18 protein-coding genes are annotated in these 15156 nt (G+C 30.8%); 9 read left to right on the top strand and 9 right to left on the bottom strand.

All coding sequences use genetic code 11. From position 1 onward, the window contains the following. Window positions 1-42: 42 nt before the first annotated feature. The 3 genes from ACY3JM_RS03285 to ACY3JM_RS03275 all read left to right on the top strand — a co-directional run bounded on the left by ACY3JM_RS03285 (window position 43) and on the right by ACY3JM_RS03275 (window position 4843). Window positions 43-3129, top strand: coding sequence for a M6 family metalloprotease domain-containing protein (locus ACY3JM_RS03285; RefSeq protein WP_463111714.1), 3087 nt, complete (start codon window positions 43-45; stop codon window positions 3127-3129). A 40-nt stretch (window positions 3130-3169) separates the two neighbouring features. Beyond that, complete coding sequence (locus tag ACY3JM_RS03280; RefSeq protein ID WP_463082609.1) at window positions 3170-4039, top strand: PorV/PorQ family protein; 870 nt, start codon at window positions 3170-3172, stop codon at window positions 4037-4039. Between the two features lie 105 nt (window positions 4040-4144). Next, window positions 4145-4843: an SOS response-associated peptidase gene (locus ACY3JM_RS03275; protein WP_463111713.1), complete on the top strand. Its 699-nt coding sequence runs from the start codon at window positions 4145-4147 to the stop codon at window positions 4841-4843. Here ACY3JM_RS03275 and ACY3JM_RS03270 read toward each other — a convergent pair. Genes ACY3JM_RS03270 through ACY3JM_RS03260 form a run of 3 tightly spaced genes read right to left on the bottom strand, consistent with a single transcriptional unit; the run spans window position 4840 to window position 8847 of the window. Continuing rightward, complete coding sequence (locus tag ACY3JM_RS03270) at window positions 4840-5601, bottom strand: alpha/beta hydrolase (RefSeq protein ID WP_463111712.1); 762 nt, start codon at window positions 5599-5601, stop codon at window positions 4840-4842. The two genes, ACY3JM_RS03275 and ACY3JM_RS03270, sit on opposite strands and share 4 nt — an antisense overlap. A gap of 28 nt (window positions 5602-5629) precedes the next feature. After that, window positions 5630-7402 carry an SLBB domain-containing protein gene (locus ACY3JM_RS03265; RefSeq protein ID WP_463111711.1) on the bottom strand — a complete coding sequence of 591 codons (1773 nt, stop codon included), beginning with the start codon at window positions 7400-7402 and terminating at the stop codon, window positions 5630-5632. Window positions 7403-7413: 11 nt separating this feature from the next. Further along, on the bottom strand, window positions 7414-8847 hold the full coding sequence (locus ACY3JM_RS03260) for an SLBB domain-containing protein (RefSeq protein WP_463111710.1): 1434 nt from the start codon (window positions 8845-8847) through the stop codon (window positions 7414-7416). Between the two features lie 456 nt (window positions 8848-9303). Here ACY3JM_RS03260 and ACY3JM_RS03255 point away from each other — a divergent pair, with 456 nt between their 5' ends. The 3 genes from ACY3JM_RS03255 to hepT (ACY3JM_RS03245) all read left to right on the top strand — a co-directional run bounded on the left by ACY3JM_RS03255 (window position 9304) and on the right by hepT (ACY3JM_RS03245) (window position 10420). Next, window positions 9304-9456, top strand: coding sequence for a hypothetical protein (locus ACY3JM_RS03255; protein WP_463111709.1), 153 nt, complete (start codon window positions 9304-9306; stop codon window positions 9454-9456). A gap of 101 nt (window positions 9457-9557) precedes the next feature. Beyond that, the gene (locus ACY3JM_RS03250) at window positions 9558-9998 is read left to right on the top strand and encodes a nucleotidyltransferase domain-containing protein (protein ID WP_463111706.1); all 441 of its coding nucleotides are present in this window, start codon (window positions 9558-9560) and stop codon (window positions 9996-9998) included. After that, window positions 9995-10420 (top strand): type VII toxin-antitoxin system HepT family RNase toxin, encoded by a 426-nt coding sequence (hepT, locus tag ACY3JM_RS03245; protein ID WP_463111705.1) that lies wholly within the window; start codon window positions 9995-9997, stop codon window positions 10418-10420. Before ACY3JM_RS03250 ends, hepT (ACY3JM_RS03245) begins: the two co-directional genes overlap by 4 nt. A 162-nt stretch (window positions 10421-10582) precedes the next feature. Here the strand turns inward: hepT (ACY3JM_RS03245) and ACY3JM_RS03240 are convergent, their stop codons facing one another. The 4 genes from ACY3JM_RS03240 to ACY3JM_RS03225 all read right to left on the bottom strand — a co-directional run bounded on the left by ACY3JM_RS03240 (window position 10583) and on the right by ACY3JM_RS03225 (window position 12246). Continuing rightward, window positions 10583-10933, bottom strand: a complete 351-nt coding sequence (locus tag ACY3JM_RS03240; protein ID WP_463111708.1) for a toxin-antitoxin system TumE family protein — start codon at window positions 10931-10933, stop codon at window positions 10583-10585. A 60-nt stretch (window positions 10934-10993) separates the two neighbouring features. Then, window positions 10994-11296 carry a hypothetical protein gene (locus ACY3JM_RS03235; protein WP_463111707.1) on the bottom strand — a complete coding sequence of 101 codons (303 nt, stop codon included), beginning with the start codon at window positions 11294-11296 and terminating at the stop codon, window positions 10994-10996. A gap of 351 nt (window positions 11297-11647) precedes the next feature. Further along, window positions 11648-11986 carry a hypothetical protein gene (locus ACY3JM_RS03230; protein ID WP_463082620.1) on the bottom strand — a complete coding sequence of 113 codons (339 nt, stop codon included), beginning with the start codon at window positions 11984-11986 and terminating at the stop codon, window positions 11648-11650. Further along, a complete protein-coding gene (locus ACY3JM_RS03225; RefSeq protein WP_463082621.1) occupies window positions 11983-12246 on the bottom strand; it encodes a hypothetical protein in 264 nt (87 codons plus the stop codon). The genes ACY3JM_RS03230 and ACY3JM_RS03225 overlap by 4 nt, the downstream gene beginning before the upstream one ends. A 184-nt stretch (window positions 12247-12430) precedes the next feature. On the opposite strand from ACY3JM_RS03225, the gene ACY3JM_RS03220 reads away from it, so the two are divergent. From ACY3JM_RS03220 to hepT (ACY3JM_RS03210), 3 genes are all read left to right on the top strand, one after another. After that, entirely contained in the window at window positions 12431-12613 is a 183-nt protein-coding gene (locus tag ACY3JM_RS03220; RefSeq protein ID WP_463082622.1) for a hypothetical protein, read from the top strand. 625 nt (window positions 12614-13238) lie between these two features. After that, window positions 13239-13679, top strand: a complete 441-nt coding sequence (locus tag ACY3JM_RS03215) for a nucleotidyltransferase domain-containing protein (protein ID WP_463111706.1) — start codon at window positions 13239-13241, stop codon at window positions 13677-13679. Next, window positions 13676-14101: a type VII toxin-antitoxin system HepT family RNase toxin gene (hepT, locus tag ACY3JM_RS03210; RefSeq protein ID WP_463111705.1), complete on the top strand. Its 426-nt coding sequence runs from the start codon at window positions 13676-13678 to the stop codon at window positions 14099-14101. The genes ACY3JM_RS03215 and hepT (ACY3JM_RS03210) overlap by 4 nt, the downstream gene beginning before the upstream one ends. A gap of 162 nt (window positions 14102-14263) precedes the next feature. Here the strand turns inward: hepT (ACY3JM_RS03210) and ACY3JM_RS03205 are convergent, their stop codons facing one another. Both ACY3JM_RS03205 and ACY3JM_RS03200 read right to left on the bottom strand, forming a co-directional pair. Continuing rightward, window positions 14264-14695 (bottom strand): toxin-antitoxin system TumE family protein, encoded by a 432-nt coding sequence (locus ACY3JM_RS03205; protein ID WP_463111704.1) that lies wholly within the window; start codon window positions 14693-14695, stop codon window positions 14264-14266. Next, window positions 14667-14957, bottom strand: coding sequence for a hypothetical protein (locus ACY3JM_RS03200; RefSeq protein WP_463082626.1), 291 nt, complete (start codon window positions 14955-14957; stop codon window positions 14667-14669). The genes ACY3JM_RS03205 and ACY3JM_RS03200 overlap by 29 nt, the downstream gene beginning before the upstream one ends. Window positions 14958-15156: the final 199 nt, after the last annotated feature.

The raw sequence follows: 15156 nt of genomic DNA, 5'->3' as shown, positions 1-15156 counted from the left end.
TAATTAACATTGGAATTTTAAAATAAATGAGGGAGGTTCAAGATGCGAAGGGGTATATCAATTCTATTAACAACTATCATCTTCTTATTACTCTTATTTACATTTACCTTTGCCCACTCTTTCCCAATCACCAAAATACACATAATGCCACCTCATGAAAAACTTTTAGAAAAGAAAGTTGAGATACCAAAAATTCCCGAAGTAACACCCGAAAGTATTCCACAAGGAACAAGAATTTATGGAACTATTGAAAAGGCTCAAGGTATAGGAAAGGCTATCGTAATTCCAGTAGAATTTACAGATAAGCCCAAACAACCAGATGATGTTATTCCTTCGAACTACTTTAATATCCTTTTTAATAGCGAAGGTGCAGATTGGAGTACTATCAATCCATATAATGTGGGAAGTGTAAGAGAGTTTTATTTAGAAAATTCTTACAACCAATTTGATATAACAGCCACCATACTTCCATGGTATACAGCAAAATATACCTACACTACATATATAAATGATGGAGATTATGGTTTTTCCGGGGGAGTCTTTGTATTAGTTTCAGAGGTCTTGCAAAATGCAGTCAACAATGGTTATGATTTGAGAAATTATGATGTGATCTTTATTATCCATTCTGGCCAAGGAGCTGAGTGGACTGGAGATACAAATGATATATGGTCTCATGCCTCTGCAGTATACGTAACTATAGATGGTCAAAAAGTTCCGGTAAGATATACCATTCAACCAGAATACATGTTAGATTATGACTCTAATAACAATAATAATCCTGTAATTGTTCCTCAAACTGTAGGAGTTTTTGTGCATGAGATGGGGCATGCATTTGGTAAACTTCCCGACCTTTATGATAGAGATTACTCTTCATTAGGACTCGGGAGATGGAGTCTTATGGCAGGAGGATCATGGAATGGACCTACTGGTCCTGGAGGGTATAGCATTGGTGGTGGACCTTCCCACTTCGATGCTTGGAGTAAAATTCAGCTTGGATGGGTTACACCAATTGTACCAAAAGATAATTTGACTAATGTTACAATTCCACCTGTTGAAAAAGAATCAGTAGTATATAAACTTTGGACTGACGGAGAAGAAGGTCCTCAATACTTCTTATTGGAAAATAGACAAGCTATAGGATTTGATCGTTTCTTAAGAGGCTTTGGACTTCTTATTTACCATGTTGATGAAAAAATGAGAAATTATCAAAATGATGTTGAGTGGTATCCAGGACTTGATCCAACACTACACTATCTTGTAGCTCTTGAACAAGCAAATGGTTTATGGCAACTAGAAAAACGTCAATCTTCTGGAAATCCTGGACACCCATACCCTGGATCTACAGGAAATACTACCTTTGATGCTAATAGCACACCAAACAGTAATGCTTATGGAGAAATTCCCACAGGAGTCGCTGTAAGAAATATCTCAGTTTCAGGAGAAAATATTATTTGTGATATAGCTGTTAAGCAAGAGGCTGTACCATCTGCACCAACATTTATATCCCATTTTGCTTGGCTAAATGAGAATCCAAACACCTTAAGACCTCTCTTTAAGTGGGTAGCTCCAAATAGTACAGAAAGCCAACTTCAAGTAGCAGAAGATCCAAACTTTGAAAAGATAATCATTGATATAACTACAGACAAAACTGAATATAGACCAACTCTTGAAAAAACCTTATATCCAGGAACCACTTATTATGTAAGGGTAAGATCTAAAAACTCTATAGGTTACTCTCCATGGACAACAAAATCCTTCACAACCCCAACAACTCTTGAAGCCTTACTAGTATCCGATGACGGAGGAGAATATGGTATAGCTCCATATATTGAGAAAAGTTTAATAGACGCGAATATAAACTACTTTATAATAGATGTATTTAATGATAATGCCGTACCATCAGCAGATGATATGGCATTATTCAATTTTGTAGTATGGGCTGGAGATTGGGGAGCCATATACGATCCATCTATACAAGAGGAAATAATGAGATATTTAGATAATGGAGGAAAATTACTTATATCAAGTCAAGATCTTGGATGGGGATACTATGCAGGTTATATTGATCCTAAATTCTATAATCAATATTTAAAAGCAGAATTTGTACAAGATGATGTGGGTATATATTCTGTAAAAGGTTTAAGTAATACTCCATTTTCAAATATTTCTTTTAATATTAATACAAGAGACTCTGCTATGAACCAAGTATATCTTGATGAAATTGACCCATTAGAAGGAGCAGTACCTATTTTTATGTACGATCCTAATATTTCACCATCACCTATAATGCCTGAAATTAAAATACCAGAGAAAATAAAGGTTAAGAAATCACCATCCATTGTTAACAAGGTTACAGCCTCATCAGGTACAGCAGGCTTATATTATATAGATCCAGATAAACATTTCGGAGTAGTGTATTTAGCCTTTGGTTTAGAAGGAGTTGATCCATCAGTATCTGGAACAATAATGAAAAAAGTTAAAGATTTACTTACAAATCCTCCAAGCATAACTGCTACAGCAACTTCCGTATTTGATCCTTCAAAGAATGAAAATTGCAATATAAATATAACGGTATCAGATGAAATAGGCTATTCCTACTTAACAATAAAAGTTTACAGTACAATTAATGGCCAAAAGAATTTGTTAATTAAGACCTTAGAAAACAATACAAAGGTTATAAACGGTACCTATCAATATACATGGGACGGAAAAGATGAAAGTGGAGCTATTCAACCATACGGAAGATATTTAATAGAAATAATTGCTAAGGATGAGCTAAATAACACTACTAAAATAAGTTCTTACACAACTATACCTTCCTCTTTACCTTTATCTATCTTAAATGTCACAAAATTCACTAAATCCTTCAACCCTAAAGAAGGTCCTGCTGAAATTTTCTTTAATATAACCCAAAATGCTAATGTAAAATTTATAGTTTACGATCTTTCTGGCGTTAAACTTTATGAAAGAGATTTAGGATACTTGCCAGCTGGCAATTATAGCATCTTGTGGGATGGAGTAAATTGGAAAGGTCAAACGTTAAAGAATGGTCTATATCTATTCCAAATTGTGGCAAAATCAGATCAGGGTGAAGTAAGAATAAACAGATTTATAGGTATATTGAAATAATCTTGTCTAATTTGATAGGATATAAGGGAGGACAAAGGTTATGAAAAAAATAATTTTAATAAGTATAATTGGATTGTTTCTCTTATCTTATGCCTTTGCAAGTAGTACAGGGGGAGCTTTCTCCCCCATTATTCTTAATGCAAGATCAGCTGGTATAGGTGAAACCTATGTAGCTATTTCAGATGACTTAGGCGGTTTAGTTTATAATCCTGCTGGACTTACAAATATAGATATAGTAACAATTGGATTTAGCCACTTACAAATACCACAAGGATATACAAGAGTAGAATTTATTGGAGCAGGATTGAATATAAATGGGACAATAGTAGGAGCTGGTTTAGAAAGCAAAGGAATTACAAATGAGGAAGAACTCCTTTTCCCATTTCAAGAAAATGCAATAAGCTTAAATATTGCAAGAAAAATTCTTCCCAACTTAAGCTTAGGATTTAGAGGACATTTTTATTCAGCTACCCTTGATACTGCCAAAGCTACAGGTTTTGGATTTGATTTTGGAGCCATATATGAAGTTAATAATATGTTAAAAGTAGGTGCTTGTTGGTACAATCCCATAAGCTATCTTAAGTGGAGTACTGGAACAATAGAATCGGTAGGAAAGGAAGACTTAGTTTTAGGTACTGCCTTAATTTTAGACCTTAAATCGGTACTATTAACACTCGCATTGGATGTATCTCTATATGAGAAAATGTACTTTTATCAAAGATTGCACATAGGATCAGAAATAAAAATACCTGGAATACCTGTACTTTTCAGAACAGGATATAATGGCGAGAAAAACACCTTCAGTATAGGGATAGGACTTAATCTTAATAACATCCAGTTTGATTACGCCTTCTTGTATTCAAAAGACCTTTCTAATCAACATATCTTCGGGCTCTCATTAAAATATTAAAACTTTTAATAATAGATAAAGAAAAGGCCTCCCATAAAAGGGGAGGCCTTTTTATTTTATATAAATATGATAAAATTTTATAAAAGGATCATAAGGAGATAATTTATGTGTGGTAGATTTACCCTTATACAAGTAGAAAAAATACCTGAGAGATTTGATGTAAAAGTTTTAGGTGAAGTCAATTTAAGAAAAAGATACAATATTTCACCTGATCAACCCGTACCAATAGTTTTTCAAGAAAGTCCTAATAAATTAGAAGAAATGATATGGGGATTTATACCTCACTGGGCAAAAGAAAGACCAAAAGAAAGACCTATAAATGCAAGAGCAGAATCCCTTCTTGAAAAGGCCATGTTTAAAGATTCCTTTTTAAAGAGGCGTTGCTTAGTACCTTCTGACGGATTTTATGAATGGAAAAAAGTGGGTAAAGAAAAAATACCTTATTACATAAAAATGAAAGATAATTCTCTTTTTGCCTTTGCAGGGATCTATGATATTTGGATTAGTTCAGAAGGAAAGCCAATTAAAACATTTACCATAATAACAACAGAACCAAACGAACTGATTAAAAAAATTCATGAAAGAATGCCCGTAATACTAAGTAAAGAGGATGAGAAAATATGGGTAAACAAAGAAGAAAAAGATGTCAATAAACTTCTTTCTCTTCTAAAACCTTATCCTGCAGATGAAATGGAAGCATATCCTGTATCTAAAAAAGTTAACAATCCTCAAAATGACTCTGAGGACCTTATCAACCCTTTAAAAATCTTTTACTTAGGAAGGCAAAATAAGCTTGATCTTTAATTATGTTTCTCTACCCAGTCATAGATAGCATTATAAAATCTATCTTTATATTCCTCATCCTCAAAAAGTTCATGATATCCACCTGGAAATTCTATTAAATTCTTATCATTTATGGTAAGTTTTTTGAAAAATTCTCTTGCCCCATCTGGATCCACGTATCTATCCTCAGTAGGGACAAGAATTAAAGTTGGCACTTTCATATCCTTAGCCTTTTCATGAGCTAAACTGATATTCTCAATCATACTTAATCCAAGCCTAAAAGATATTTTACTATGCATAAGAGGATCGTTTGCAACTTTATTAATTACTTCTTTATTCCTGGATAAATACTCGGGATCTAATTTATTATTTATAGTAATATGTGGGAAAAGCCTACCAATACTTCTTGCCACAAAATTTGTCAATGGATCTACCTTAATTCCTAAGGCAGGAGCAGATACTACAAGACTTTTAATTCTATCTTGCCTTTCTTGAGCATATCTTACAGCAATAAGTCCCCCAAGACTATGCCCAAAAATATGAAACTTTGGAATACCAAAAGTAACCTCATCAATTACACTTAAAATCTCTTCAATTGTAGTATCTCCCCTTTTTCCATCACTTCTACCATGCCCCGGATGATCAAAGGTAACAACTCCATACCCCATATTTACAAAATCTTCTACCATTTTTCTATATCTTCCACTGTGCTCTCCAAGACCATGTACAATAACCACCCATCCCTTCTTTGGATTTCCCTCCTTTAATGAATAAATCATTTTTAAAAGCCCCCTTTATCTTGACAATTTACCACCCCACAAAAGGCTTTACTATAGTATAGACATAGAAAATTCCAGAAATAATAGAAACAATATCTTGCCAACCTTTTATAAATACCTCAGGAACAAATATAATATCATTCTCCCTTATTTCAATATCCAAATCACTTCTTCCTTTATTAACAATTTCATTCATGTTAATAGGAATAACTTGAGTTTTACCATCTATCTCCCTTACCACCGCTATTCTTTCAAGATCTGCCCTATCCTTTAACCCTCCTGCCATACTTATATATTCGGTAAGTTTTCGACCTTCCCTATATTCATAAGCAGCAGGATTGCTGACCTGTCCTAATACATAAACTAATCTTCTTTGCTCTGGTATATAGATAGTATCTCCATCTTCAAGTTCTAAATTATCTTTTTCAATTCCCTTTACAGCATTATCTACTCTAAACTCATAAATCACTTTTTTACCATTTTCTACTCTCTCTAATTGACCCTTCTCTCTTGATGCCTTTTCTGTAATTCCTCCTGCTTTTAACAAAATATCCCTTATTCTATCCCCAGCAACAATCTCATATATACCTGGATTCCTTACCTGCCCTACTATCTTTACACTCTTTGTTATAGGTGGTACGTATATCACATCCCCTGGATTCACCTTTATATCTTCTTCACTCTTCTCCCCTAATACAAGTACCCTATATAAGTCTACTACTACTTTGTTGTCCTCTCTTCCTCCTTTCCTTATCTCTATATTCCTTGTACTTCCATTCGGCAATACCCCTCCTGCTCTCCTTATTATCTCACTTACCTTCGCTCCCATTATCGCTTCTCCTACTACCTCCCCTCCCTCTTCTCCCTCCGCTACCATCTTCGCCTCTTCTACAAGTTGTATCGGCCCTGGCTTCCTTACAAATCCCAAAACATACACCCTCTTTTGCTCCCTTAGTACGGTTATCGCATCTCCATCCCTTAGCTCTATATTCGCCTCTTCTCTCTCCTTCTCATCTCCATATATCAATTTATATAAATTAAGCTCTATCCTCTCCCCACTTACCCTATCTAATACCGCATCATATAATGATGCACTCGCCGTTAGTCCTCCCGCCATATCTATTAAATCTTTTAATCTCTCTCCTCCTTTTATCTCATATATACCTGGATTCCTTACTTGCCCTACTATCTTTACACTCTTCCCAATTAGCGGAATATAAATAAAGTCTCCCTCTTCTATATATGGATTTTGTTCCAAATCTCCATATTTCAGAAATCTCATATAGTCTATATTAATTACTTTATCCCCTCTTTTTATCTGTATATTTCTCATAGATGCTGAAGACTTTAAACCTCCAGCAACCCTTATCACATCATCGAGAGTACTTATAGCAAGCACTCTGTATGCACCTGGATTTACTACTTCTCCTGTTATAACAATATTTACCTTTTTTATATTAATAATATCCACTATAATGTTAGACCTTGGATAAAATCTCATCAGTTGTTTTGCTATTTCCTGAGTTGCATCAGCTAATGTCTTATTTACAACTTTTATATTTCCTACAAGAGGCACTAATACATGCCCTGTTGGCGAAACAGCCAAGTTAAAACTCATAGTCTCGTTTGTTTCCCTTATTATGTATACCCTAAGAATATCTCCAGGCCCCAATAGATATTTCTCTGGATCAATAACCTTTCCAGAATATATACCTTCTACTCCAATTGCTCCTTCTTGGGCATAAGATAGTAAAAATATAACTAAAAAGAATAATACTAAAAAATAGACTTTCTTTCTCATCTTCTTCCCCCTTAATCACTCTTCACAGGAATATTTATTACATCTCCATCTTCAAGAAGAATATTAACACTCTCATCTTTATCTTTATAATATTTAGAAAGATCTAAATTAATTATTCGCTTTTTCTCTGTTATGTACCTTTCAATTATGATATTCTTAATATCAGCCCTTACTGTAAATCCTCCTGCCATCTCTATTAAATCCACAATCCTCTCCCCTGTCTTTATTTCATACATACCGGGCACCTTAACTTCTCCAAGCACTCTTACAGTCTTCTCTTTTAATGGTACATAGATGATATCTCCAGGCACTATCTTTATATTTTCTTCTTCTGTATCTCCTTTTATCAAAACTTTAAAAAGATCTATCTCTTTTATCAACTTATTATCCCTTATTACTTGAATCTTTCTTTGGCTTCCTACAGTAAGTATTCCTCCTGCCATTCTTATTAACTCACTCACTTTTGTATTTTCACTAATCTCTTCTAGAATTTGAGAAGTATAAGTTGCTCTTTCAGAAGTACCTTCTCTAATTATAAAAGATTTAGGATTTTGAACATAACCAAGTACATAAACCCTATTTGCTCTTTCTGGAACTACCAATGTATCTCCCTCATTTAAAACAATATTTTCTTTTTCATCTTTTTCATAAATCAATTTGTATAAATTAACTGAAATAATCTCCTTTTTATCTTTTCCCTGTCTCTCCACATAAGCTGAAAATAGATCTGCATTAGGGGTAAATCCACCAACTATATTTATTATATCCCTTAACATCTCACCCTCTTTTATTTCTATCATCCCCGGATTTTGTACTTCTCCAAAAACCTTTACTATTTTTTTAACAATAGGTACATATATTATATCTCCCTCTTTAATATCAGGATTTTCCTTTTCATCCCCAAATTTTACATATTTCAAATAATCTATTGAAATAATATTATTTCCTCTTTTTATCTGTATATTTCTCGTAGAAGCAGAAGATTTTAAACCCCCAGCAACCTTTATCACATCATCAAGAGTACTTAAAGCAGAAACTAAGTATGAACCAGGATTCAAAACCTCACCAGTTACAGAAATTTTCATATATCTTGGGAATATAAGTTCAAGTTCTACTTTACTTCTTGGATAATAAGCTAAAATCTTTCTTGAAACCTCTTTAGTTGCTTCTGCCAGAGTTAAACCAGCAACTTTGATACTTCCAGCCACAAGGAGATTTATAGATCCAGTTGGAGAAACAAAAAGCTCATATATTTCTGGCTCTCCTGTCTCTTTCAGAATATAAACTCTTAATTTATCTCCAACCCCAAGAACATATTTATCAGGGTATATGGGTCTTCCAAAGAATACATCTGAAGATAACCTTGAGGTTGTATAGGTTTGGGCTAAGGTAATTGAAAGTAAATAAAACATTCCCAGTATAATCAAAATAAATATTTTCCTCATCTTTATCCCCCAACTATTATATTTTCTCTTTATTTTAACATAAAAAATCAAATAAATTTAGAGAACAAATCGCATTACAAAAAACATACTTGAAAATTTTGAAATAAAAGGAAGGATTTTTTTAAATGAAAGAAATCAATAAAATTAGAATCTAACATCACGACTATTAATCTCAATGAAAGAAAGCCTGTAATTAGAGAAAGTTATAAAGATATCTAAAAAAGAAAGCACTCTTATTTTAAATGAATTTACTACTTTTGTCTTAAGAAATTATTCCAAGACTTTTGTCTCTAAAGCTAAAGGAAAAATTATAGCATTTAGAGTAGAAGTAAAAAGATATTTTGGCTATACACTAAATATAACAGATATGAGCTATGCCATGTAGGAAGCACAAGCTTTAGTATTTATTACCTTAAAAGAGATTAGAGAAAAATTACTTTTCCTTCTCTTGATATTATGAGAGAAAAAGGAATTAGAAATCCTAGAGCAAAAGTTTCTTGGGAAAGGGAGAAATTTAAGAATAAGTTAATGAAAAAGCATAAAAATTTAAAGCTAGCAGTGATAAAAAGGGAGATGAAAAGAGATTGGATAAAATTTATATTCATATAGAATATTATGTGAGGCAACAGGGAGAAACTAAATCTTCCTTTTAATCCTCTCAATTCAACAAGGTCCGTTTATGATATAACCTAATTGAGGAGAATATTAATATGGATAAACTTCAAGAGCTTATAAAGATTTGTAAAAAATACAATATTGCCCTTTGCTATCTTTTTGGAAGTCAGAAAGATAATGCATTAAAGATTTTAAAAAATGAAGAGGTAAAAATAAAAGATCCATTGGCAGATATAGATGTAGGAATAGTATTTGATAAAAATATTGATGATATACCAGAAAGATACAAACTGTACGCAAATATATATAATGAAATGGAAGATATATTTAAACCATATAAATTGGATTTAGTTTTTCTTCAGGAATGCCATTCAGTTTTCCAGTTTGAAGCTATAAAGGGAATATGTGTATACAGCATCTCTGATGATTTTAAAGAAAATTATGAAATGATGATACTGAGAAAATCAGCAGATTTCAAATATGTGTTAGATAAATTCTATGAGGAAGCATTTGAAAAATACAAGGTTAAAAAATGATAAATAAGAATTTTATAAATGAAAGATTATTAATGATAGACTCATTTCTAAAAGAACTATATAAATTAGCTGAATTAGATGAAGAAACTTTTTTATCTCAAAATCTTTATCCTGCAGCTTGTGAAAGTTTTCTGAGAAGAACTTTAGAAGCCATTTTTGATATTGGACGGCATATCTTATCAAAAAGTGGTTACATAGATCTTTCCTCAGAATATAAATCTATTGCTAAAGGATTAGTAGAAATAGGAGTAATAGACAAAAAGTTAGGAGAAAAACTAATTCAAATGGCGGGATATAGAAATAGATTAGTCCATATGTATCATTTAGTTAGCAATAAAGAGCTATATCAAATAATAAAATCAGATCTTAAAGATATAGAAAATTTTGTTCTCTCTGTTAAGGAGTATTTACCTAAATTTTAAAGTTAAGCTTCCTAAGTTAAAGATATCCAATTTTTCTTTTCCATTTATAAGGCTTCTCACTCAATATAATCTGTCTCTTATTTTGTGTGAATATTTATTTTTTATCTTTTCTTCTAAAAACAATCTTTGACTTCTTCTTTATTATCTTTGAAACGAAATATCCTAATCTTTCTTTTCTGAAATATTCCCATAATCAATACCTAAATCATTCTTTTTCAGTATTTTACCTCTTATAAAATTTAAAAAATCCCTAATTGCCTCCTCAGGATCATCTGAAATATAGCTCTCAATTACATCTTCCTCTAAACCATTATGAAAATGTTTTGGGAAAGTCTTTACTTTCTCCCAATTTCTATGAGGAGCATTATCGTGTCTATATATAGAATTATCAATAAATCTTCTCTCCCAATGATATGAATATCTTCCCACTAGCTTAAGAGAAAACCATATATCCAATAAACTACTATCTATTAAGAAAACTCTTATCTCATTTATATCAGGTAAATGATACATACTCTACAATGTCACTATATTCTGTTTCTATAATATCTCTGAGTTTTTCAGTATCTATAATCACTTTAATTCTTTCAAGATTTTATCTATCTCTTCTTTTTTAAATTCTAAATGATCTAGCCTTTTAAAATCTTCAAAAGAGTCTTTTTCCTCTATTTTCACTTTTTCATAAAGCCTTTCAAAATCCTCAATTGATGAAATCATATACTTATTCATAATCTTATAAATTTCTGCCTTTATCTCTTTTAATTTTCTTTCTAAAAAAGTTACCAAACTTTGTTTCATCAATTCATCTTCAGATAAACCAAGTTCTTTTGCTATAACCTTAATTTTTTCATTACTTAAAGGGAATATAGAAGTCATTAATTTCTCCTCCTATATTATCCTTCTTTTTTCTGCAAGAAAGCTTTTAGACTTTCCTTAATCATTAGCTATCTTCTTTTACCCTCAATTTAAATTATAGCACATTACATCTGATAACCTGTATGCTAAGCTGGGGGTTTTACAGAAAAGAAATGAGAAAGGTATGTAGAAGAGGAAGAAGTATGAGGGAGATGGTTAACAGAAGCATGAATTCTAAAGTATCCTACTTCCAATCTAAAAGGTCTAAAAACTTTATAGCATCACTAATTTAAAATACAATTTTGGCAGATAAGTTTAAAAGTATAGAAATATAGTTTCCTACTTTTCTATTAGTAATTCTTTATTAAGTATTCACAATAAACCTAAATTCTCTAAAATATCTATACTCTTTATTATAAAATCTTCAATGGATACCTCAGACTCATGAGGGATATGAAGCTCAGGACTTTCTATTGGATGTTCATGCATAAATCCACCTTCTCTATCTATTCCATAAATCCTATTATCTTTTACTACTAAAGCCAAATTAACTTTGTTTTTTCTAATATTCACATAAATCTGAATAAAAATATCATAAGAAAATCCTAATCTACATAAAAGTGTTATATCAGTATAATCTAAGAAGAGAAGATTTAAATCATATTTAACTTTCAAGCTATATATATTTTTTAATATTTCATCAATTGTCATTCAGATGTTAATTCTTTTATCTTCTCTTGTATATATCTAATTCCCTCAATAGCGTGTTCCCACTCCATAGCATCATTTTCTACATCCCAAGAGTACCCCTTTTCTTTCACTATACCCATCCTCTCAAATTCTTCAAATGACATATTATATTTCTTCTTCATTTTCTCATCTACAATTTTATACAAACGAAATCTTCTCTTATACTCTCTAAGAAGAATAGCTTTCAGTTCTTCTTTTGGAATCTTTTTTAATATACTCATTATTTCACCCCTTTTATTCTATTCAAAAAAAATGAAAATTATGTTAATTCATCTCAATTTAAATTATAGCACATTAATTATGACATTAATACAATAACAAGTTACGAATAAAAATCATTCAAATTATGAATTAAAATATAATCCCTTACTATTTATGAATAGGATCTAAAAAAAATCATTATAGATGAACCTCAAAAGGTTTCCTAATATTCTTTTAGCTTTAAAAAACACTGTAGATAAAACTCAGAGAAAGATGAAATTTATTCTTTCAGGCTCATCTACTTTGGAGGAAGAATTAGAAAGTGATTCTAAAATTAAAGTTAAACTAAAATTTAGAACAAATGATATATCAAAAATATCTAAGTAATATGGAACTTATTGATTTGATAAAATAAAATATAGTTTTAATGATAATATTCTATTAGAAGGAGGTATTTTAATGGATGATCTAAAACAATATTTATCAATACTTGCAGAAGAATATAAAAGTCTAAGAGAAGAAAGTAAGTAGGCAAGTATTAATATGTTTAGTGCCCTAAGTTGGGGTGCTGCTATTTTAGGTATTCTTATATCAGTAGGTTTTACCCAATGGAATAAACAACATGCTGTTGTTTTGTTAATTTTTTTATTGTAATCCCTATAATAGCAGCAATAGATATGTTTCTTTGGCTAGGCGAGGCCATGCGATTCAAAAGAGTAGGAGATTATATCTGTTTGATTGAACAGAAAGTTGGGATGATATTAGATAATTTCAAACAACAATATTCTATTAAGGAAAAGTTTTCTAACTTAAACAAAATAATTACAAATGTATAGTATAAATTGAGACTGTTCAAAATATAAATAAGGTTGAAAACAGGGGGATTAGTTATATAAAAAGATAGAGGAAAGAAAAAGAGATTAGCTTATTTTTACTTTTCAAATCTCCATAAAAGAGGTAATTATAAGTTAAAATTTGCTTATGATATAATCTAATTGAGGAGAATATTAATATGGATAAACTTCAAGAGCTTATAAAGATTTGTAAAAAATACAATATTGCCCTTTGCTATCTTTTTGGAAGTCAGAAAGATAATGCATTAAAGATTTTAAAAAATGAAGAGGTAAAAATAAAAGATCCATTGGCAGATATAGATGTAGGAATAGTATTTGATAAAAATATTGATGATATACCAGAAAGATACAAACTGTACGCAAATATATATAATGAAATGGAAGATATATTTAAACCCTACAAATTGGATTTAGTTTTTCTTCAGGAATGCCATTCAGTTTTCCAGTTTGAAGCTATAAAGGGAATATGTGTATACAGCATCTCTGATGATTTTAAAGAAAATTATGAAATGATGATACTGAGAAAATCAGCAGATTTCAAATATGTGTTAGATAAATTCTATGAGGAAGCATTTGAAAAATACAAGGTTAAAAAATGATAAATAAGAATTTTATAAATGAAAGATTATTAATGATAGACTCATTTCTAAAAGAACTATATAAATTAGCTGAATTAGATGAAGAAACTTTTTTATCTCAAAATCTTTATCCTGCAGCTTGTGAAAGTTTTCTGAGAAGAACTTTAGAAGCCATTTTTGATATTGGACGGCATATCTTATCAAAAAGTGGTTACATAGATCTTTCCTCAGAATATAAATCTATTGCTAAAGGATTAGTAGAAATAGGAGTAATAGACAAAAAGTTAGGAGAAAAACTAATTCAAATGGCGGGATATAGAAATAGATTAGTCCATATGTATCATTTAGTTAGCAATAAAGAGCTATATCAAATAATAAAATCAGATCTTAAAGATATAGAAAATTTTGTTCTCTCTGTTAAGGAGTATTTACCTAAATTTTAAAGTTAAGCTTCCTAAGTTAAAGATATCCAATTTTTCTTTTCCATTTATAAGGCTTCTCACTCAATATAATCTGTCTCTTATTTTGTGTGAATATTTATTTTTTATCTTTTCTTCTAAAAACAATCTTTGACTTCTTCTTTATTATCTTTGAAACGAAATATCCTAATCTTTCTTTTCTGAAATATTCCCATAATCAATACCTAAATCATTCTTTTTCAGTATTTTACCTCTTATAAAATTTAAAAAATCCCTAATTGCCTCCTCAGGATCATCTGAAATATAGCTCTCAATTACATCTTCCTCTAAACCATTATGAAAATGTTTTGGGAAAGTCTTTACTTTCTCCCAATTTCTATGAGGAGCATTATCGTGTCTATATATAGAATTATCAATAAATCTTCTCTCCCAATGATATGAATACTTTCCTGACTTTGAATAAAAAATATCTAAGAAACTTTCATCATAAAAGTATATGCGTAACTTCAATGGTTCTTGACTCTGTGTATAAATTATTTCTCCATATTCAACAATTGAACTAAACTCATTTAATATGATATCTAACAAATTAAGGTATATTTCTAATATTTTCTTCAATTATTTTAAGTGTCTCCTCAAGATTTTCTAAAAGAATTAAGTCCTCCCAGGCAGGATGTTCTGGCACTTCTTCTTTAAAGATCTTTTCCTCAAGTTCTCTTGAAGAGGTTACTTTATACCTATCAAGAATCTCTAAAATATCTATTTTTATCCTCCTTCTTTTTTCTTGCAAGAAAGCTTTTAAACTTTCCTTAGTAATATCCTCAAAATCAATACCTAAATCATTAGCTATCTTCTTTATTAATTCTTCAGTTATACTCATTTCTATCACCTCAACTTAAATTATAGCATATTACTTATTACTTCAATCAATAGTTTGCTTTTCCATAAGATTTGTATTAACATTCAAGTCATGAATAAAAATCATTCAGATTATGAATTAAAATACAATACCTTACTCTTAAAGAAATCTCTGAAAGTCTTACAGAAAGAACTATTTACTTTGAGATATTCCCTATGAC

This window comes from Dictyoglomus sp. SSW (assembly GCF_055181335.1).
The sequence above is the reverse complement of the archived record's forward strand: the minus strand, read 5'-3'. Positions and strand labels throughout refer to the sequence as shown.

Bases quoted from the DNA above. Each gene is read 5' to 3' on its own strand.
- ACY3JM_RS03255 (WP_463111709.1), top strand. From the start codon at position 9,304: ATGAGAGAAAAAGGAATTAGAAATCCTAGAGCAAAAGTTTCTTGGGAA.
- hepT (WP_463111705.1), top strand. From the start codon at position 9,995: ATGATAAATAAGAATTTTATAAATGAAAGATTATTAATGATAGACTCA.
- ACY3JM_RS03200 (WP_463082626.1), bottom strand. From the start codon at position 14,957: ATGAGTATAACTGAAGAATTAATAAAGAAGATAGCTAATGATTTAGGT.
- ACY3JM_RS03250 (WP_463111706.1), top strand. From the start codon at position 9,558: ATGGATAAACTTCAAGAGCTTATAAAGATTTGTAAAAAATACAATATT.
- ACY3JM_RS03240 (WP_463111708.1), bottom strand. From the start codon at position 10,933: ATGTATCATTTACCTGATATAAATGAGATAAGAGTTTTCTTAATAGAT.
- ACY3JM_RS03275 (WP_463111713.1), top strand. From the start codon at position 4,145: ATGTGTGGTAGATTTACCCTTATACAAGTAGAAAAAATACCTGAGAGA.
- ACY3JM_RS03270 (WP_463111712.1), bottom strand. From the start codon at position 5,601: ATGATTTATTCATTAAAGGAGGGAAATCCAAAGAAGGGATGGGTGGTT.
- ACY3JM_RS03225 (WP_463082621.1), bottom strand. From the start codon at position 12,246: ATGAGTATATTAAAAAAGATTCCAAAAGAAGAACTGAAAGCTATTCTT.
- ACY3JM_RS03230 (WP_463082620.1), bottom strand. From the start codon at position 11,986: ATGACAATTGATGAAATATTAAAAAATATATATAGCTTGAAAGTTAAA.
- ACY3JM_RS03280 (WP_463082609.1), top strand. From the start codon at position 3,170: ATGAAAAAAATAATTTTAATAAGTATAATTGGATTGTTTCTCTTATCT.
- ACY3JM_RS03220 (WP_463082622.1), top strand. From the start codon at position 12,431: ATGAACCTCAAAAGGTTTCCTAATATTCTTTTAGCTTTAAAAAACACT.
- hepT (WP_463111705.1), top strand. From the start codon at position 13,676: ATGATAAATAAGAATTTTATAAATGAAAGATTATTAATGATAGACTCA.
- ACY3JM_RS03235 (WP_463111707.1), bottom strand. From the start codon at position 11,296: ATGACTTCTATATTCCCTTTAAGTAATGAAAAAATTAAGGTTATAGCA.
- ACY3JM_RS03265 (WP_463111711.1), bottom strand. From the start codon at position 7,402: ATGAGAAAGAAAGTCTATTTTTTAGTATTATTCTTTTTAGTTATATTT.
- ACY3JM_RS03260 (WP_463111710.1), bottom strand. From the start codon at position 8,847: ATGAGGAAAATATTTATTTTGATTATACTGGGAATGTTTTATTTACTT.
- ACY3JM_RS03215 (WP_463111706.1), top strand. From the start codon at position 13,239: ATGGATAAACTTCAAGAGCTTATAAAGATTTGTAAAAAATACAATATT.
- ACY3JM_RS03285 (WP_463111714.1), top strand. From the start codon at position 43: ATGCGAAGGGGTATATCAATTCTATTAACAACTATCATCTTCTTATTA.